At 46.5% G+C, this 20,134-nt stretch carries 17 protein-coding genes; 8 read left to right on the top strand and 9 right to left on the bottom strand.

Features of this window, described 5'->3' with window-relative positions:
• Positions 1–257: 257 nt before the first annotated feature.
• Complete coding sequence (locus ACXLDX_RS11200; protein ID WP_457577267.1) at positions 258–2,411, bottom strand: methyl-accepting chemotaxis protein; 2,154 nt, start codon at positions 2,409–2,411, stop codon at positions 258–260.
• 178 nt (positions 2,412–2,589) lie between these two features.
• A complete protein-coding gene (locus tag ACXLDX_RS11195) occupies positions 2,590–2,748 on the bottom strand; it encodes a hypothetical protein (protein WP_457577266.1) in 159 nt (52 codons plus the stop codon).
• A gap of 27 nt (positions 2,749–2,775) precedes the next feature.
• Here ACXLDX_RS11195 and ACXLDX_RS11190 point away from each other — a divergent pair, with 27 nt between their 5' ends.
• Positions 2,776–4,044, top strand: coding sequence for a BaiN/RdsA family NAD(P)/FAD-dependent oxidoreductase (locus tag ACXLDX_RS11190; protein WP_457577265.1), 1,269 nt, complete (start codon positions 2,776–2,778; stop codon positions 4,042–4,044).
• Here the strand turns inward: ACXLDX_RS11190 and ACXLDX_RS11185 are convergent.
• Complete coding sequence (locus ACXLDX_RS11185) at positions 4,041–5,171, bottom strand: S1C family serine protease (RefSeq protein WP_457577264.1); 1,131 nt, start codon at positions 5,169–5,171, stop codon at positions 4,041–4,043. The genes ACXLDX_RS11190 and ACXLDX_RS11185 overlap by 4 nt on opposite strands.
• 113 nt (positions 5,172–5,284) lie before the next feature.
• On the opposite strand from ACXLDX_RS11185, the gene arfB reads away from it, so the two are divergent.
• The 3 genes from arfB (at position 5,285) to ACXLDX_RS11170 (ending at position 8,692) form a co-directional block, all read left to right on the top strand.
• Entirely contained in the window at positions 5,285–5,701 is a 417-nt protein-coding gene (gene arfB / locus ACXLDX_RS11180; protein ID WP_457577268.1) for an alternative ribosome rescue aminoacyl-tRNA hydrolase ArfB, read from the top strand.
• Positions 5,702–6,104: 403 nt separating this feature from the next.
• Positions 6,105–7,847 carry a DEAD/DEAH box helicase gene (locus ACXLDX_RS11175; protein WP_457577263.1) on the top strand — a complete coding sequence of 581 codons (1,743 nt, stop codon included), beginning with the start codon at positions 6,105–6,107 and terminating at the stop codon, positions 7,845–7,847.
• Positions 7,848–7,867: 20 nt separating this feature from the next.
• The gene (locus ACXLDX_RS11170) at positions 7,868–8,692 is read left to right on the top strand and encodes a ribonuclease H-like domain-containing protein (RefSeq protein ID WP_457577262.1); all 825 of its coding nucleotides are present in this window, start codon (positions 7,868–7,870) and stop codon (positions 8,690–8,692) included.
• Here ACXLDX_RS11170 and ACXLDX_RS11165 read toward each other — a convergent pair.
• From ACXLDX_RS11165 to fusA, 5 genes are all read right to left on the bottom strand, one after another.
• Positions 8,679–9,599 carry an MBL fold metallo-hydrolase gene (locus ACXLDX_RS11165; protein ID WP_457577261.1) on the bottom strand — a complete coding sequence of 307 codons (921 nt, stop codon included), beginning with the start codon at positions 9,597–9,599 and terminating at the stop codon, positions 8,679–8,681. The genes ACXLDX_RS11170 and ACXLDX_RS11165 overlap by 14 nt on opposite strands.
• Positions 9,600–9,620: 21 nt before the next feature.
• Complete coding sequence (locus ACXLDX_RS11160) at positions 9,621–10,481, bottom strand: HDOD domain-containing protein (RefSeq protein WP_457577260.1); 861 nt, start codon at positions 10,479–10,481, stop codon at positions 9,621–9,623.
• A gap of 141 nt (positions 10,482–10,622) precedes the next feature.
• Positions 10,623–11,408, bottom strand: coding sequence for a phosphoribosylformimino-5-aminoimidazole carboxamide ribotide isomerase (hisA, locus tag ACXLDX_RS11155; RefSeq protein WP_457577259.1), 786 nt, complete (start codon positions 11,406–11,408; stop codon positions 10,623–10,625).
• Between the two features lie 186 nt (positions 11,409–11,594).
• Positions 11,595–12,290 carry an AAA family ATPase gene (locus ACXLDX_RS11150; protein ID WP_457577258.1) on the bottom strand — a complete coding sequence of 232 codons (696 nt, stop codon included), beginning with the start codon at positions 12,288–12,290 and terminating at the stop codon, positions 11,595–11,597.
• A 212-nt stretch (positions 12,291–12,502) separates the two neighbouring features.
• On the bottom strand, positions 12,503–14,587 hold the full coding sequence (gene fusA / locus ACXLDX_RS11145) for an elongation factor G (protein WP_457577257.1): 2,085 nt from the start codon (positions 14,585–14,587) through the stop codon (positions 12,503–12,505).
• 468 nt (positions 14,588–15,055) lie between these two features.
• On the opposite strand from fusA, the gene ACXLDX_RS11140 reads away from it, so the two are divergent.
• The 4 genes from ACXLDX_RS11140 (at position 15,056) to ACXLDX_RS11125 (ending at position 18,584) form a co-directional block, all read left to right on the top strand.
• On the top strand, positions 15,056–15,505 hold the full coding sequence (locus tag ACXLDX_RS11140) for a PaaI family thioesterase (RefSeq protein WP_457577256.1): 450 nt from the start codon (positions 15,056–15,058) through the stop codon (positions 15,503–15,505).
• A 160-nt stretch (positions 15,506–15,665) separates the two neighbouring features.
• Positions 15,666–16,700, top strand: a complete 1,035-nt coding sequence (locus ACXLDX_RS11135; protein WP_457577255.1) for a DctP family TRAP transporter solute-binding subunit — start codon at positions 15,666–15,668, stop codon at positions 16,698–16,700.
• A gap of 107 nt (positions 16,701–16,807) precedes the next feature.
• Positions 16,808–17,299, top strand: coding sequence for a TRAP transporter small permease (locus tag ACXLDX_RS11130; protein WP_457577254.1), 492 nt, complete (start codon positions 16,808–16,810; stop codon positions 17,297–17,299).
• Between the two features lies 1 nt (position 17,300).
• Positions 17,301–18,584, top strand: coding sequence for a TRAP transporter large permease (locus ACXLDX_RS11125; protein WP_457577253.1), 1,284 nt, complete (start codon positions 17,301–17,303; stop codon positions 18,582–18,584).
• A 25-nt stretch (positions 18,585–18,609) separates the two neighbouring features.
• Here ACXLDX_RS11125 and ACXLDX_RS11120 read toward each other — a convergent pair whose 3' ends face one another.
• Complete coding sequence (locus tag ACXLDX_RS11120) at positions 18,610–20,082, bottom strand: MltF family protein (protein ID WP_457577252.1); 1,473 nt, start codon at positions 20,080–20,082, stop codon at positions 18,610–18,612.
• Positions 20,083–20,134 lie beyond the last annotated feature (52 nt).

The following is a 20,134-nucleotide window of genomic DNA, read 5'->3' as shown; positions in this document are numbered from 1 at the left end:
GACTGATTATAAAATGATCTAGACTGACACTTTTTCATTTGAATTCCTTATCAATTGAGATTTCCAGTGATTTTTGACCGTAGGCTAGCCTGATAAAACAGGCACATCCACAATTTGGCTGAGTTTCGGGTGATCAAGAAAAAAATTCAAATTACGTACAAAACTCAGACTGACAATTTTTCATTCAAATTCCTTATCAATTGAGGTTTGAGTTTTTTCATTTTCCTATGATGCCTCCCCATGCGGACAGACACGAATTATACTTTAAAACTGCCCACAAGTCGGTTAAACCCACTCGCCAGCCTTTTCAAGGCACCCGCACTTTCACTCACATTCGTGGCATTTTTATTCAATTCCATGCTGGCCTGATTCACCTCGGCAATTTCCCTGGCCACCTCTTCGGATACAGTTGTGCTTTGACTGATATTCTCATTAATCTCCTGGATTCCCTGGAGAATCTGATCAACGCTCCTTGAAATTTCACCCGCGGTAACCGACTGTTCCTCAACAGCCGTTGCAATGGTGTTTACAATTTCACTGTTCTCACTGATCACGTTACTGATTACGTTAATCTCGGCTACAGTGGCGGTTGTCGAATTCTGGATACCCAGAACCCTCTCCTTGACCTGCTGGGTTGCCACTGAAGTCTGCTGTGCGAGTTCCTTGATTTCACTCGCAACAACCGCAAAACCTTTCCCGGCTTCTCCCGCCCTTGCCGCTTCAATGGTGGCGTTCAATGCCAGAAGGTCAACCTGATCAGATATTTCCGATATGGTCGCCAGAACATTATCAATATCATGGGCTGCTTCACCAAGCTCATCAACTCTGGAGGAGGCGGAAGCGGCCTGTCCAACAGCTTTTTCAGTTATGGAACGGGCTTTTTCAGAAGTCTGGGCGATCTCATTGATCGTGGAAGTCATTTCTCCCACCGAAGCAGCAACCATATCAACGGCAGAGGCGGTTTCGTTCATTGAACCGGCAACTGCAGACATGTTTGCAGACATCTCTTCCACCGCAGCGGCCACATTATTTGATTTATCCGATGTTTCATTGACACGGGCAGCCATGGTTTCCGCAATGGCTGCCAACTCTTCTGATGAAGAATCCAGCCTACCGGAATCATTTGATATTTTTTTAATTATACCCTGTAATTTTGTCACAAACACGTTGAACCAGTTCGCCATTTCCTCCAGTTCATCCCCGGTTTTCACATCCAGTCGTGAAGTCAGGTCACCTTCTCCTTCAGCAATATCCCGGAGCATGCGACTCATATTAGTGATGGGCTCAGATATTTTTCCGGCAATAAAAACCAGAACAAATGCTACAATAACCAGCAGAATCAGTGAAACCGCCAAAATAGATATCCGCTGTTTACCAACTGCCGCCCGAACCACATTTTCCTGCCTGGCCATAGCGTCATCAATATCGTCAATATAGACCCCGGTTCCGACAATCCAGTTCCATTGGGGAAAAAGCTTCACAAAGGACAGTTTAGCAACTGGCTTATCCTTTCCCGGCTTGGCCCACAGGTAATCAACAAAACCTTCTCCTTTTTCCCGACAGACCCTGATCATTTCCGCAAACAGTTTTTTGCCGTTCGGATCCTTGAAATCGAGCATATTTTTTCCATTCAGGGAAGGTTTAATGGGATGCATGACAATAGCGCCACTCATATCCACAATAAAGAAATAATCTTTGCCTTCCGGCCCGAACCTGAGGTTTGATATCTGACGTTTAGCTTCTTCCTTGAACCTCTCTTCAGCTGTCTCAAGATAGACTCCGGTTCCGATAACCCATCCCCAGGGTTTGAAATGACGGATGTAGGACAGCTTTGCAACCGGCTCTTCCTTTCCCGGCTTGGGCCATTTATAGCTGACAAAACCCTCACCTTTTTCCCTGGCCACTTCAACCATTTCCATAAAAAGTTTTTTACCAGCAGGATCTTTGAAACCGGAAAGATCCTTTCCTTCAAGAGCCGGTTTTATAGGATGCATGACCATTACTGCCTGCAGATCATTGATCCATAAATAATTGCCTCCTGCGTACCGCATGGCCCTGATAATCCGTTTGGCTTCCTCCTTTTTCTGGAATTCCGTCAGATCTTCCCGCTTGTACACTCCTTCAACGGAGCTATATGCCAGGTTGACAATTGCCTGCAACTGTTGTTTATACGCAACAGCAACCTGCTCAGGATCACTGGCTGCCCTGTACTGTGAAGCAAGAATTTCAAAAGTATTTCTGACCAGATCTTTCAGTTTCTCATTCTTGTCTTCCATCATAATCGAATGAATGTTTTTCAGACTCTGATCCCCCTGTGTCTGGAGTGAACGCAGGCCAAGAAACAGAAACACAAGACCGAACATGACAAAAAAAGGCAGGATGAAAACAAGAATTTTTTTTCGTATTGACATAAATCTCACTCCGGCTCAGTTAATGTCAATTAATAATTATTCCATTCAGGAAGAAGGAATAATTACCTCAAAACAAGAAGATCGAACACAACTCTTACTTTAGTTGTACATGCAAAAAAACCTCGAAGTAAAGGGAAAAAAATCACTGATGATTTCCGCTAACACCCATATTACCCATTCACTTTCTTTTTTTTTCCCTTATTTTCACTGTTGATACAGTGTCATCCTGGTACCCGATACCGTAAGTGTTTTTCAAATCACAGCAGGCGATATAGGTAAAAATACCTATAAATACATACCCGATGTTGCTTCCGGCCAGCCATTTTGAGCCTGACATCGATAAAACTCCATTAAACACACTCAAATGACCCCCAAAAAAATAATCGTAACAGGAGGCGGTGCTGCCGGAATGATGGCGGCAGGCCGGGCATCTGAAAAAGGTGCCAGAGTGCTCCTGCTGGAAAAAATGGCCCGTACCGGCCGAAAAATTGGCATCAGCGGCAAGGGCAGATGCAACCTGACAAACAGCGCTGAACTAAATGATTTCATAAATCATTTCGGAAAGAACGGTAAATTTCTACGACAGTGCTTCAATCACTTTTTTGCCGATGATCTTATTGCCTTTTTTGAGAAGAGAGGGTTACCTCTCGTGCAGGAAAGGGGAGGACGTATCTTTCCTAAAAGCGGTTCTGCGCTTGACGTTGTAAAAATTCTTGATAAATGGCTGGAAAACAGCCAGGTTGAAACACTACTCAACCGTCCTGTATCAAAAATTCTTACCAGAAAAGGAAATATATCAGGTGTTGTCTGCCGGGGAAAAATAATTCCCTGCGACGCAGTTATTCTCGCAACCGGGGGAAAATCATACCCCCGAACGGGATCAACCGGTGACGGCTACCGTCTTGCATCCTCGCTTGGCCACACCCTGACACCAATTAGACCCGCTCTGGTTCCCCTGGTGCCGGAAAAAAAAGACATTCTTCGCCTTGCAGGTCTTACCCTGAAAAACGTTAATATTCGCCTGATCATTAACGGAAAACGCAGAAAAACCGGTTTTGGCGAAATCTCGTTCACAGACCGCGGGATAAGCGGCCCGGTTCCATTGAGTATGAGCGGATTCATTGTTGACTCCCTGAGACGGGGAGACAAAATCAGTATGGCAATCGATCTGAAGCCTGCCCTGGATGACAACCGGCTGGCAAAGAGATTAATTCGCGATTTTGAGAAGAGAAGAGGTGAACCGATAACAAGTCTGCTGCGCGGACTTCTTCCTGTGCAACTGGTGAATCTGTGCCTTGCATCATGTGATATCTCATCAGACATTGATACATACACTTTTCCTGCGGCAAAAAGAAAGAAACTGACTGCCTGGTTGAAAAATTTTCAGATTACACTCACTGGATACCGGGATTTTGATGAAGCCATTGTCACCGCCGGTGGTATAAAACTCAATGAAATCAATCCACACACGATGGAATCAAGACTGGTCAAGGGGCTGTTTATTGTCGGTGAACTCCTTGATATCCAGGCGGATACTGGAGGATTTAATCTTCAGGCTGCTTTTTCTACCGGCTGGCTTGCCGGAACAGTGGCTGCAACCATGCCCCTGGAGGCAGCCAGGGGTGATCTTTAAAAAAGAGACGAAGAAAACTCCTCGTACACTTTCTCAATAGGGATAGCAAAACCGATGCCTTCGGTTCCACGGAGAATCATTGTATTGACCCCGTAAACGAAACCATTCTCATCAATCAGTGGCCCCCCACTGTTTCCCGGATTTATTGCCGCGTCGGTCTGCAGAAAAATCTGCCCGTCTTTTCGCTTCCTGTACCCGGAAAACACCCCCGATGTAACGGTATGACGCAAGCCCACAGGACTGCCAATGGTATAAACCTTCTCCCCCTGATGCAGCAGTTTGCCGGCAGGAGGTCGTGACAGGAATGTTGTTTTTTCAGAGAACAGCGCAATAAGAGCCAGATCGTAATGATCACTGACAAGAAAATAATTCGGTGTTTTTTTGTCTCCATTTGCAAAAACGATCCGGATATCCGAGGCTGAAAGCTCCTGTTCAAGTTTTCTTAACTGTTTTTCACTCTTTTCCTGTACCGGCAACAAGCTGTTCAGTTTCTTCTCACGGACTTCCAGTATCAGACCAAGTTGTTTTTTTGTCGGCCCCTCGCGGTAACTGCGCAGTCTGTTTCTGATTTCTTCCAGCTTCTGCTTTTCAAGATCAATCAGTTTTCGTGCAGTTTCAACCTTCTCCCGGAATTCGGCAATTTTCTCTTCACTGACTTTCACCACATGACGATTGGTTACGATATACTGATCACTGACAAAAAAACCGGACCCTGTTCCCCAGGGTGTTTCAATAGAAACAGTTGCGTTTCTGGCTGTTTCGACAGCATTCTCCTTAAAAGCAGGATTTTTCAGTTCTTGTCTTAATTTAACCGACTTTTCCGTTGACGGTTTTACAGGACCGGTTGAACTCTTTTCTTTCTGCCTGTATTCTACCGGCATCTGCGCTGTTTCCTGATTGTTGTCTTTTCCGGAATAGTAATAAACTCCTGCACAGACAATAACTGCCAACAGAAAAATTTGAAGAATTGTCGACCTTGTCTTTGATTTTTTTTCAGCCTTACGTCTTGCGGCCGCTTCCTCTTCTTTTTTTCTTTTTCGAACAATCTCATACCGGGAAAATATCAGGCCACACTTCTCACATTCACGGGTATTATTCTGTTCATGCTCACATTTTGGACAGCGCATTTTTTATCTCTTTGTTTCTGAAGGGTGCCTGAAAGTGATTCCATTATGAAATGATTTCCACTATACGTCACCAGTATGTTATACCTGAAGAAAACCCTATCGACATCAGAAAAATGACATTACAGATCACATCAACGGTATCAATTGGTGACCAGGAGGTTGAAATAACACCGATTCGCGCCCAGGGGGCTGGTGGACAGAACGTCAACAAGGTTTCAAGCGCTGTCCATCTCCGCTTTGACATAAAAAGATCTTCTCTGCCCGAAGAGTGCAAAGCCCGCCTTCTTAACCTGCGGGACCGGCGTCTGACCAGGGATGGTACTCTTGTCATCAAGGCTCAGCAATTTCGCAGCCGGGAAAAAAACAGAGAAGAGGCCCTGCAGCGCCTGGCAGATATCATTCGCCTGGCAATGACTACCCCAAAAAAAAGAAGGCCGACCCGCCCCTCCGCAACCGCAAGGAAAAAACGGGTAGACAGTAAAATCAAACGATCCAGGCTGAAAAACCTTAGAAAAAAAGTGACGGAATAATAGACTTTCTGCCAACATACAAAACTCAGCCGGCCATTTATGGCCCGGGAACGCACCTGTTTTATCAAGCATATTTCAAGAATTACATTTTACCGGTCCAAAATAAATAAAACCTTGTCCTTTTGCCGTTTTACTGTTAATGTTGTCAGCTTTGACAGAAACTACACACAATTAATAGCTTTAGGTTTTTTTGCCACCGAACTGCAATTGTTCTTACGTCATGAATTTTCACGTCAACGATGAAATGACGTAATATACGTCGGAGCAGTGTTGACGGGACACTGGCACCTGAGAACAATTCCGTTCAACATACACAAGTATCCTGCCGGTCAGCCTTTCTCTGACAGAGTTTTCCTCCAGCGTACTTCATTCACAACAACGTCATATAACAGGATACTTCCCTATGCATTTATCATCCGACACACCCCCGATCCGTTCATTTTCAGACCTGGAACTGCCGACTTCTCTCATAAAAAGTCTTGATGAAGCTGGTTATGCTGCCCCCACACCAATTCAGGATGAAATGATTCCCAATATGATTGCCGGAAAAGATGTTATCGGCCAGGCCCAGACGGGAACCGGCAAGACAGCCGCATTTGCCCTGCCCCTCCTTGCCGGGCTCCCCGATGGAAATCAGAAAGCCCCCCGGATCCTGGTTCTCACCCCCACCAGGGAGCTGGCAATACAGGTGGCTCAATCATTCAAAAAATACGGGAAGCACCTCAAAAACATAAAGGTATGTCCCATTTTCGGTGGGCAGGATTACAGTATCCAGACAAAACAGCTTCGCAGGGGAGTGCAGATTGTTGTCGGAACTCCCGGCAGAATCATGGACCATATCCGCAGAAAAACCCTTGATCTCTCCATGCTGACCAACCTGGTTCTCGATGAAGCTGATGAAATGCTTAAAATGGGTTTTATTGATGATATTGAATGGATTCTCCAGCAGACACCGAAAAAGAAGCAGATCGCACTGTTTTCCGCTACCATGCCTCCCTCCATTCGTCATATTGCCCGAAAATACCTGACAAATCCAGTTGAGATAACAATTAAAACAAAAACAATCAGTGCCAGGACCATCAATCAGCGTTACCTGCTCACCAGAAGTTTCCTGCAGAAATTTGATGCCCTTTCCAAAATCCTTGAAGCTGAAGATTCTGACGGTGTTCTCATTTTTGTCCGCACCAGGGTACAGACAGTGGAGCTTGCAGAAAAACTTTCCAGGCTCGGCTACAGATGCAGTGCCCTGAACGGTGACATCCAGCAGAACCAGAGGACAAGAACAGTTGAACAACTCAAATCAGGGAAAATTGATATTCTCATCGCCACGGATGTAGCCGCCCGTGGGCTTGATGTTGAGCGGATCAGCCATGTTATCAATTTTGATGTTCCCTTTGATGCCGAAGCCTATATTCACCGCATCGGCAGAACCGGCAGAGCCGGACGCAGGGGTGAAGCCATCCTCTTTATTACCGCCAGAGAGCGTTCCATGCTGAAAACGATTGAGAGATTGAGCAGGCAGAAAATAGAAGAAATGAAACTGCCCACCGTTCGAACTATAAATCTCAGGCGGATCGAAAACTTCAAAAGAGGCATTGCTAAAGCCCTGAAGGAAGATATCTCTTTTTATCGAGAACTTATCAGGGAATTCAGTGAAGAAACGAATGCATCTGCCGAAGATATTGCAGCCGCCCTGGCCTCCCTTGCCCAGGGAGGAAAACCACTGCTGCTCAAGGAAAACAGTATATCTGCAAAAGGGAAAAAACACAGGAAGCAGATGGAACCCGTTCAACATCCACCTGAACAGGGTATGGAACGATACCGGATAGAAGTGGGCAGGGAGCATGGAGTCAAACCGGGTAATATAGTCGGCGCCATCGCCGGGGAAGCGGACATTGACAGTCGCCATATCGGTCGTATCGCCATTTTCGATTCCTTCAGTACAGTCGATCTTCCCACAGGAATGCCCCGTGACATCTACAGGTTACTGCAGAAAGTGTGGATCAACAACAGACCATTGAAGATCAAAAGAACTGCAGGTGAAAGCGGACACTCCACTCAAAAGCAAAAACCTGGCCGGCAAAAAAAACGATTCTCCGGCAAGAAACGGCATAAAAGAAACTTTTCACTGTCTGCATCGCTGTAACTCCAGCTCTCCTGAGACTGATGCTTAAACAGACATTCCTGCATATTCCGGGTATCGGGGCCAAGACAGAAAAAAGACTCTGGGAAGCCGGTATCACATCATGGGCCCGGATGTCCGGACACATGCCCTTTCGTCTACCGGCAGCAGCGCAGTTTGATCTTGAAGGGACACTGAAACAATCCCGCCTGGCTCTGCCCGCGGACCCACACTTTTTCACAGACAGGCTCCCGGCCTCGGAAGCGTGGCGTATCTTTCCCCACTACCGGCAAAAAACCGTTTATCTCGATATCGAAACAACCGGCCTTGGGGAGGGAGCGGAAATCACAACTATTGCCCTCTATGACGGCCGGGAAATACGGACCTATATCAACGGAAAAAACCTTGATGATTTTGTTGACGATATAACAAAATACCAGGTCATTATCAGTTATAACGGCAGGACATTTGATATCCCTTTTCTGGAAAAATTTTTTAAAATTAAACTGAAGCATGCCCAGATAGACCTGAGGTATGTTCTTGCCCGTCTCGGTTTGAAGGGGGGATTGAAGGGATGTGAGAAACAACTTGGAATGGCCAGGGGTGAACTGGATGGAATTGATGGGTATTTTGCCGTTCTTCTCTGGCAGCAATACGCCAATTATAATGATACAGCCGCCCTTGAGACATTGCTGGCATACAACATCATGGATACAGTCAACCTGGAGCGACTGGCCGTTGAGGCGTATAACAGAAATATTGCTGCAACACCCTTTGCAGAAGAACTCACCCTGCCACTTCCCGTATTACCACAACTGAAAATTCAACCGGACATGGCCTGTGTCAGAAAAATTCTTACAGGTCGATAACCATACCCTCACGGGCAAAAAAGATTTCCGTTTCGCCATATTTTCCAGATTGTTGACAGTAGTCCTGCGCAAACGCATCAAGCTGTTCGTCCGTACGGTCAGGATCATGGTGAAACAGGGCAAGTTTTTTTACTCCTGCTCTGTTCGCTGCACCGATTGCATATTCGATGGATGTATGCCCCCAGTTGATTCTGGTACTGTATTCCTCTTCAGTATACTGAGCATCATGAATAAGCAGATCAGCCCCGGCAAAGAACTGTTCCAGGGCCAGATTCTGCTCTACCGCCACCTCCTCTCCCTCCTGGGCCATGGCCTCATCGTAGAAAGGATCCTCCGGATCAGTGGCAAACAGATTTCTGAAAGGTTCGGTATCATAACAAGTGCAGACGACCTTTCCCCCATATTCGAACCGGTATCCAAGGGCAGAAATTGGATGATTCAAAAGTTTTGTGGCAAGTTGCAGTCCTCCACCTAAATCAATCGAAGGATCTTCCTTCAGCCTTATATATTCGATATTTGACGACAACTCTCCAAGATTGACAGGAAAATACCTGTATTTCATCTGCCCCCCCACCACATCTTCCAGCGGATCATCCTCAAAAGTCACAGGACCGTAAACCTTTATCTCGGTGGTCGGGATATAAATCGGCGTAAAAAACGGATAACCCATGATATGATCCCAATGGGTATGGGAAAGAAATATTTCCGCCTTGATGGCGCCTCCGGGCAGGTCATGAGTCATTAACTCGTTTCCAAGCATGCGAATTCCTGAACCGGCATCAATTATGATAATTCTATTATCAGCACCTACACGCAGCTCAATACAGGCCGTATTCCCGCCATATTTCCCTGTTTCCGGTCCCGGACTGGGAATAGATCCACGAACACCCCAGAATCGTATTTTCATTGCAGTTCTCATCCCTGGTAATCAGATTTGCAGAAACAGCTCAGCCTTATGAATTTCTTCATCCACGTATCCACCAATGGAGCCGAAATCATCAGGACTGAGATCAACATAGCGCAAAAGACGATGAATTTCCTCTTCATCCGGAAAAGGATCACCAGCATAACCGTGCTCAAGAATATTGGTATAGCTGTTGCCGAGAGCAATCATGGCAACCTGAACACCAGTCTCTCCTTTAAAACTGTCAATATTGTGATGGGAAGTTATACACTTGGTGATAACCGTGTTCAGTTTCCATTTCCTGGCAATCATCAGGCCGACTTCCTGGTGATCAATGCCGAGAATTTCCCGTTCCACTTCAATCAACGGCCTCTGTTCCCTTTTTGCCACACCAAGTACTTCGATATATTCATCACCAAAAGGAACTTTTCCAAGGTCATGAAGCAGGCCTGCCAGAAACAGTTCCTCCCGCTCCATGGGCGAATATCCTTTTTTTTCCCCGAGAAGCTTGGCACTCACTCCGGCACCTATTGAATGAGCCCAGAACTTGGTGGTGGGAAGTGCCCTGGATTTTTTCACTCCGGAAACAGTGCGGATAATCGCTGTGGAAAGTGCTATATTCTTCACCGTATTCATTCCCAGCATTGTGATAGCCCGGGTGAGGGAAGTAACCTTGTTGACCAGGGAATAGTAGGCGGAATTGATCAGCTTCAGAACCTGACCGGTAAGAACCGGGTCAAGGGATATTACCTTGTTCAATTCATTGGGGGACGCATCAGTTCTACTGCAGATCTCCATGACCTTCCCCACGGTTGTGGAAAGGCTCGGCATTCTCCGGATAAATTTTTCGATATCCGCCCTCTGTTTTTCCTTACTGAGTCCCATATTTTCATTCGAATAATCAAAATGTTACCAAACAAACAATATAAACAGCCAGCTTTAGGACATTGTATCGAAAGAAGTTCGTCCGGTCAAGAAACCATGCGCAAATAGTCATGAACTCAAAGTAATAAAAATATCGACATACTACCCCTGTGACCAATTACGATTCAAAGGGTGACGGCAGAAACTGATCGCTTCCTCATAGGAAAGCTGACCACCGAAGATGTCAAGGCTGCTGCCAACCGTCACATCAATCCGACCCTGTCCCACCTCCCGGATCACCTGCATATCCGACAGGTTCCTTACACCTCCCGCATAGGTAGTGGGTATCGGCGACCATTTTCCCAGTTTTCGTACAAGTTCAGTTTCAATACCGCTGCATTTTCCCTCCACATCGGCGCCATGAACCAGAAATTCGTCACATTGTGCAGCCAGTCTTTCCAGGAGTTCAGGGTTGATAATTTCATCCGTAAATTTCTGCCACCTGTCGGTTACAATATAAAAATCTTCACCTCTTTTCCTGCAGCTCAGATCAAGAACCAGCCGCCGCCTGCCCACAGCTTTCACCAGTTTCAGCAAACGATCTTCATCAATTTTCCCACCCGAAAAAACATACGATGTAACAATAACATGAGAGGCACCATAATCGAGCCACCGGACAGCATTCTCAGCAGTTATCCCCCCTCCTATCTGCATACCTCCAGGCCAAGCGGAGAGAGCCATACGGGCCGCATCGTCATTGCCCGGCCCCAGTTTGATAATATGGCCGCCATTAAGATTATCCCCCTGGTAAAGCTTCGCAAACCATGCAGGTGACTGTGTGGCCGTGAAATTCGTGGTCAGTTCATCGGGTTTATCATCATTCAAAGTGGAGCCGACAATCTGTTTAACTTTTCCTTTATGGAGATCAATACAGGGCCTGAATTTCATTTTCTCTCTCTAACTGTACCATAGAAAAATAACCTGACTGCCCGTGAAACCCGCCCGAATCTCAAGATTCACACGCGTCAGGCTGAATCCTGTGCGTAATTAGACAAAAAAAGACGGGATACCCTTAGCTAAGAGCATCCCGTCTTTTGCAGCCAATCCCCTGCATACTGACAGGGAAAAACGCAATCAACCTTTTTTTATCAGCATGGAAGACGGGTCAAGACTCAAGGTAGCTCCCGCGTCAACTGCACTGGAATCACTTTTCAGAATATCCAGTTTCATTTCGTCGCCTTCCGGCTTGATCAGAAGAACTGTATCAAAGAGAGTTGCAACATCATGACACGGCGCAGGAACACCATCCTCACTGACCCGCTCATCACTCCGGTGACATACCGCAGAAAACCATATCATTTTCAGGCCGCGGTCATCCATGAAGTTTCGCAATTCTTCCAGAGAAGTCTTCTCGTTTCCTTCAAAATCGTAACCATCAATAATCAGACATTCCGGCTTGAAAATATCCTGCTGAACAAGATCATCAAAACGTTCTTCCAGAATAGCTTTACTGAAAGCACTTTCCTTGAATGTCATAATCATTCTATTCTTGGAAATTCCGGGAATCATTTCCAGTTTTTCCCCATCGGTAAGAAGTGAGAGAATATCATCATACCAGACCCTTGTCTTCTCAACACCCTCCCCGATGGAAACATGCAGGACCTTGTTGCCCTGCAACATGCAGTCAAGAGCAAGCTGTACCAGAATGGCCGTTTTTCCAAGACCGGCCCTGGCCATCACCAACCCCATACTGTGAATCCCGTTTTCCGCCTTTTCCTCCAGGCCGAGAGCCCGCAGTGGATTGTTAACTTTCACTTCGTTGTTTCCCATGGCAGTTCACCTTTTTTAAAATCCTTATTTGCCAACATTTTCATGCAGCCGACAACCTGCCGTCTAAAATGGAGCAGGACTGTACTGTTATTTCCCTGATCCTGCACTCCAGCGTCGCCATTGAACCCTGGAGGCTGTCCGGCAAAAGCAGACTCCGAAACTTGTCAATTGCAAAACTTAAGCTTAGGTTTTAGTATTAACGAACAATATTATCAAGCGTTCTTCTTCTCTTCCTGATAGGCCTTGATCAATTCTTCACTGACACTTTTCGGCACAGGCTTGAAGGTGGCAAACTCCATGGTGAATTCCGCCTTCCCCTGGGTAAGAGAACGAAGAGTTGTGGAATAACCGAACATTTCGGACAATGGCACCTCGGCTTCAATCACAGTGTAGTTCCCTTCTTCGGAAGTACCGATGATCATACCACGGCGTTGATTGATACTGCCCATGATGGCACCCTGAAATTCCGACGGTCCTTCCACGGCAACTTTCATAATTGGTTCCATGATCATGGGCTTGGCCTTGAGATAGCCTTCCTTGAACGCACCCACAGCCGCAAGCTGGAAAGCGACATCCGAGGAGTCGACCGCATGGTATGCACCATCATTGATAACACAGCGCACGCCGGTAATAGCCGCACCACAGAGGGAACCTTTGGCAAGGCTTTTCTGAAAACCCTTGTCGCAGGAACCGATAAACTCCCGGGGAATGACCCCGCCCACGATATTGTCTACAAATTCATACTCACCCTCTTCCAGCGGTTCCATATAGCCTGCAACCCGGCCAAACTGTCCGGATCCACCAGTCTGTTTCTTGTGGGTATAATTGAACTCGGCACGGCGGGAAATGGTCTCCCGGTAAGCAACCTGGGGTGCTCCCACCTCAACAACAGCATTATACTCCCGCTTCATCCGTTCAATATATACTTCAAGATGCAGCTCACCCATGCCGGAAACGATGGTTTCACCGGTTTCATGATCCACATATGTCCTGAAGGTGGGATCTTCCTTGGTGAATCTGTTAAGGGCCTTGGACATGTTGACCTGTGCCTTGTTATCCACAGGTATAACCGCCAGGGAAATAACAGGTTCAGGAATATGCATGGAAGTCATGGAACAGGAGATTTCATCCGAGGTGAAAGTATCCCCCGAAGCACAGTCAATACCGAAAAGAGCCACGATATCGCCGGAACCGCATGAATCGATCTCTTCCATCTCATCAGAATGCATGCGACAGAGCCGGCCAATTTTTACTTTTTTGCCGGTGCGGTTATTATAAACCGTATCACCCTTTCTCAACCTCCCCTGGTAAGTCCGGACATAAGTCAACTGGCCATACCGTCCATCTTCCAGTTTGAATGCAAGCATGATCAACGGATCTTCCGGATCATTGGTTACCGGAAATTCCTTTTCATCGTTCTTCAGATCAAGGGCCATATTCTCTACGTCCGTGGGACACGGCAGGTATTGAGCAACAGCATCCAGCAGAGTCTGCACCCCCTTGTTCTTATAGGCCGACCCCATGAAAACAGGTGTGAATTCCAGATCCAGAGTTCCTTTACGCACCGCATCGTGAATAAGCTGAGTATCTATTTCACCCTCTTCCAGCAGCGCCTCCATCAGCTCGTCTGAGAACATGGAAATCTCTTCAAGAAGGGCTTCACGCCTCTCCTGCGCCTCTTCCAGCATATCCGCAGGGATTTCATCCTCACGGATAATCTCACCATTATCCCCTTCATAATAGATGGCCTTCATGGTGATCAGATCAACGGCGCCTACCAGATCATTTTCCAGGCCGATTGGCATCTGCATCATGTGGGCATTAAGCTCCAGCTTGTCCCTGAGCTGTTCCGTCACCTTTTCGGGATTGGCTCCAGTCCGGTCACATTTATTAATAAAAGCGATCCTTGGAACATTATACCTGGTCATCTGCCTGTTTACGGTGATTGACTGGGACTGTACACCGCCCACCGAACAGAGAACCAGGATGGCGCCATCCAGAACCCTGAGAGCCCGCTCAACTTCCACCGTGAAATCAACGTGGCCGGGAGTATCAATGATATTAATATCGATATCCTTCCAGGTACAGTAGGTAGCTGCAGACTGAATGGTAATTCCACGCTCCTTTTCCAGCTCCATGGAATCCATTTTTGCGCCGACTCCATCTTTCCCACGAACCTCATGAATCGCATGAATTCTGTTGGTATAAAACAGAATACGCTCGGTCAAAGTAGTTTTTCCCGAATCAATATGGGCACTGATACCAATATTTCTTACTTTTGATAAATCCTTACTCATGGCTGCTGTCCTCTACAACGTTGCCAACCGGATATGCCGGCCTCGCTTCAATAAGCTATGGGAATAAATAAAAAATAAGGAGTCACAGCATTCTGCAACTCCCCATTCAACTCATAACATCACGTCACTGTAAATAACAAACGACGTGGAAAATATCACTTAGTAACCTCACAGCATAAACATAATTCACACAAAAAGCTACAAATATTTTTTCTAGAATTGCATTTCTCTTAACCGGGTATCAATTCAACTCGTTCTGTGGGTCCAAATCAATTAATATAGGGTACTTTGAAAAATCAGTTTTTCCATTCAAAACCAGGGAACAGAGAAATTTTTAAATGCAGCATATCAGCAAGATATGAGTATTTTTCATTTCCCTGCAAGACAGAAATCGAACGAAACTGCGATTATTCAAGGTGGCCCAAAGTATTTTCAAGAAAAATAAAACCCCCTGCACAGGAGAAAAAAATGAAAGAGACTGCTTTCCAGGATCTTTACCCGGAAGATTACACAAACTGTTATGGATGTGGTCGTAACAATCCGGCCGGCCTCCATCTGAAAAGTTACTGGGACGGAGAAGAAAGTGTCTGTCGCCACACCCCTGCTCCCCAGTACACCGGCGGAGTTCCAGGTTTTCTGTACGGTGGAATGATTGCCTCTCTGATGGACTGTCATGGAGCCGGGACAGCGGCCGCAGCCAAAGCAAGGGAAAGCGGTGAACCTGTTTCCCGTTTTGTAACAGCTTCCCTTAAAGTTGATTTTCTCAAACCGACACCCATTGGAATCGAATTGGAAGTACGTGGAAAAGTTATCGAAATTAAAGGAAGGAAAGTAATTGTCGACCTTCGCCTTCTGGCCGGGGATACCGTCTGCGCCAAAGGCACAACAGTAATGGTGGAAATACCCGGCAAAAAATAAAAGAGCCATCTCTCGCCGGGAATTGATTTCTTTTAAATAATCCTGATTACCCATGAAACTCAGCCAGAATGGAAATATCAGGCCCGGTTTTGTACGCAGTTGGAAAAATAATTGCGAAGCGGTTACCGATTAAGGAACCATATCAAAAAGTGGAGGTATTATGAAAAAACGATTGCTGCTGTTTCCTGTTCTGTCACTGATAATATTGTCCCTTTCCATGATCACTGCCGAAGCAGCCTATAAAAAAGAATATAAAATGAGCGTGGTGGTCGGTCCCAAGCTCCCGTGGGGGGCTGGAGCCACCAAATTCACTGAACTTGTCCGCGAAAAAACTGCTGGACGAATCAATATAAAAGTCTACACATCCTCCTCACTCATGGCGGGAAAACAGACCAACGAATTTCTCATCCATCGTCAGGGTGTAGCCGATTTCTGTTTTGCCTCCACCATTAACTGGTCAACCACCATAAAACCACTCAATCTCTTTAACCTGCCATTCTTTTTCCCCGACTACAAAGCCCTGGACGCCATTACCCAGGGTGAGACAGGAAAGAAAATAGCCCGCCTTCTCAAGAAAAAAGGGGTAACTCTTCTTGCCTGGGGAGAAAACGGTTTCAGAGAGATAACCAACTCAAAACATGCCATTACAAAACCTGAAGACATGAAAGGGCTCAAAATCAGGGTTGTTGGCACACCACTTTTCATCGACACCATGAAGGCCCTTGGGGCAAATCCGGTCAATATGAACTGGGGTGACGCCCAGGTGGCCTTCCAGCAGGGAGTGGTTGACGGTCAGGAAAATCCGGTAGTGGGTGTAGAAATACCCGTTAAAATATGGCAGTTTCATAAATATGCGACCATATGGCATTATGTCATTGATCCACTGATGCTCACCGTCAACAATAAAGTCATGGAAAGTTTTACTCCCGAGGACCGGAAAATAATAAAAGAGGCGGCTCTGGAAGCAGCCGGCGAACAGCTGGCAACAGTTCGCAAGGGACTCATCGCCCCTGATCTTTCCGCATTGAAAATTCTTGAGGACAACGGTATGGAGGTCACGGTGCTTGACCAGGCCATGCGCAACACTTTTAAGACAAAGACGCTCGGTGTTTACCAGAAATGGGTCCCCAAAATAGGAGAAGACCTGGTGGAAAGTGCTGAAAAAGCCATAGCTGCCACAACCCTGAACCGGTAAGTGTTCGCCTGTGGCTTCCTGTTTTTTCCGAACAGACTTCTTTGTTGATTTTATATTGTTATTTCAAATGATTAACTTGAAATTTACAACACAGTCATCACGGATTCGTGGAAGATAAGAATACCTTGACAGCATTTCACTGGTTAGCCGACCATCTGGAAGAACTACTCGGTGCGACACTACTGACCCTTATGTCCATCCTGGCGCTTGCCAATGTGATCACCCGCTATATTTTTCATTTTCCTCTGGCCTTTACAGAGGAAATCGAGGTAAACGCCCTGGTCTGGCTCACACTTTTCGGCACATCCATGGCTTTCAGAAAACGCCATCACCTGAGAATGCTGTTCTTCCAGGACAGGTTACCCGACAGACTGAAAACAACTCTCAATCTTGGAATCAGCCTCCTGGGTGCCGCTCTCTTCACAACCCTTGGCTACCTGGGTTACCTGCAGATCCTTGAAGAGAGAATTCTGGAGATCACCTCGGAATCTCTAAGCGTGCCCCAGTGGCTCTATACTCTCTGCATTCCCCTGGGCTGTGCCCTCATTGTCTTTCGTATTCTCCAGGCAGCAGTCGCCGAACTGAGGGAGAAGAACTGATATGGGTATTCTCCTTTTTCTCGGTTTCTTTATTCTCCTTCTTGCCGGCGCTCCCATTGCCCTGGCTTTCGGGGTCCCCAGTTTTCTTCTTATCTGGTATGGAGACCTGGGGACTCCGGTTATTGCGCCGAATTTTTTTGCTGGTATCGCAAAATTTCCTCTGCTGGCCATCCCACTTTTTGTGCTGGCAGGATTTATCCTTGAGCGCTGCGGCATATCCAGGCGTATTATTCATTTTGCCAATCTGATGGTGGGAAGGCGACGGGGAGGTCTGGCGATCGTGGCCGTAGGCGTCTGCGTTTTTTTCGGTGGTGTTTCAGGGTCAGGTCCTGCGGACTCTGCCGCAATTGGAGCTATTCTTATTCCTGCCATGTACGCGCAAGGATACAGCCGTGGCTACAGTGCAGCACTTATAGCGGCAGCAGGGTCTACGGCCATAATTGTCCCTCCTTCCATTGCCCTTATAATTTATGGCGCCATTACATCCACTTCAGTTCCCGCACTTTTTGCCGCAGGTGCCGTTCCCGGGTTTCTGGCTGGCATCTCACTGCTGCTCCCGGCTATACTCATTGCAAGAAAAGAAGGTTACGGCTCCCCAAGGGAGGGGGAGCAGGACGAAACATCTCTTCTAACGGCCTTCCGTGAAGCTTTCTGGGGACTGCTGGCCCCGATTATCATCCTCGGCGGCCTGTATGGAGGGATTTTCACACCAACGGAGGCGGCGGTAGTTGCCGTTTTCTACAGTCTGCTCCTGGGAACGGTTATCTACCGGAGCCTCACACTGAAAACCATTTATACGATTCTCGTTGACGCCAGTGAAACCTCAGCGATTGTCATGCTGATTGTTGCCTTTGCCGGTCTTTTTTCCTGGGCCGGGTCGACTATCGGCATCCTGGACAGCCTTGCCAAAAATCTCATGGCTGTTTCCGATAACCAGTGGATCGTCCTGCTTGTCATCAATCTACTGATATTTATCGGTGGAATGCTGGTTGATGCCATCAGTATTTTCTATATTTTTCTGCCCATCTTCATGCCGATTATTCAGCACTTCGGCTGGGATCCTGTCTGGTTCGGGGTTGTGATGACACTGAACCTTGCCATCGGTCAATTCACTCCGCCGGTAGCCGTCAATCTTTATGTAACCACCCAACTTGCCGAGATTCGGCTGGAAAAGACATTCAAGGCTGTATGGCCCATGGTACTGGCAATGGCAGCAGCGCTCGTGGTCGTGGCCCTGTTCCCTGCACTTTCCCTGTTCATTCCGGACTTCTTCGGCCTCATGTAGCAATCACTGCTCACAGGCCCCCCGATTATTTCTTTTCCTCGATAACCAACTGACCAAATGTTTTCCGCCGTCTTTTTTTCTGCTCCATAAGCAACCTGTATGCAGTATAATATTTTGCAATATTACTGACATACTGGACAGTTTCCCGACCTATTCTCCGGGCGGCCACTACCTCAACATTGTTGAACCAGACATTAGGGTCAAGACCCATTTTCCCGGCATCCCTGCGCATTTTCACTACTTTTGCAGGACCAGCATTATATGATGCGAAGGCAAACAACCCTTTGTTCAGTTCATCAATACCCGGTTCATTAAAATAGCGATCAACCACAAACCTGAGGTATTTGACTCCTGCGTGAATATTTGGATCAATTTTATCTATCCCGATAATATTTACGTTTTTATCTCGTGCTGTAGAAGGAAGGATCTGCATAACGCCGATCGCTCCCGCATGGCTCCTTTTCGATTGATCTATCCTCGATTCCTGATACGCCAGGGCCACCAGCATCAACCAGTCAAACCTGTAGGCATCACCGTACTTCCTGAACAGATCAATTGTCGATTCGAAACGTCTGCGATCTTCTCCCTGAAGATGGTTTTTTACATATTTTACACTTTTGAGATAACGCTTGAAAATTATATTGCCCAGTAAAGTACCCTTTTTACTGTTCTTCACAAAACTGTTGACCATTTTTTTCAACTCTGGATTGTTCTTTCGTATGGCCCAGCCTATTTTCCCTCCTGTCCTCACGGCCACATCCTGATGTACCGTTAATTTTGTGAATATCTGTTTCCAGAAAGCGGCCTTATGGCTGTCAACAATGATGATGGGTAAAAGATCGACATTGACCATTTCGAGCAGGTCCTCATCCTCCAGATAATCAGAAACCTCACTGATTCGTACCTTTTTCATTCCTTCCGACTCAAAGTGCCGGTTCAAACGAAGCAGGCTCTGGTAATAGCTGCTTGACCTGCGAACATGAATGTCCCGGCCGCTGAGATCAGAAAGAGATTGAATCCCTGAAACGGAAGGTGCCGTAACAACAACTTCATCTATATTTTTGCCGAAAGGATCGGAAAAATCCACCTGCTGCAGGCGTTCGGGGGTAATTGTCAGGTTCCCGGCTGCAATATCTCCACGCCCACGTACAAGATCGGGAATCAGACGGTCTCTTGCCGTAGGAACAATAAGGATATGCAGTTTAAGATTTCTTGTTTTCAGATGTTCATTGACCATCTTTTCAAAATGTTTCATCAGGTCATAGGTGATACCCCGCTGGGTTGCTCCATCTAAAAAATAAAATGTCTTGTTGTACGGGACCAGGGCCCGGATCACTCTTCTTTTCACCATCCCGTTGAAATCACTGGTGGACAGCTCATTCAAACCATCCTTGATACCTTCCGCAAATTTTTCAGCCCCCCTGGCATTTTGTATATTTCCCGCCAGTACCAAAAACAGAATTATAATCGCAACAGCTGATTGAAATGCCATTTTCATATTCGTTTTTTATATCCTCCCGTTAATATGCCTGTTTAAAAATATCCCCCTA

Source organism: Desulfomarina sp., assembly GCF_054039375.1.
Note: the sequence above shows the minus strand (reverse complement) of the source record. Positions and strands in the feature narration are given on the sequence as shown.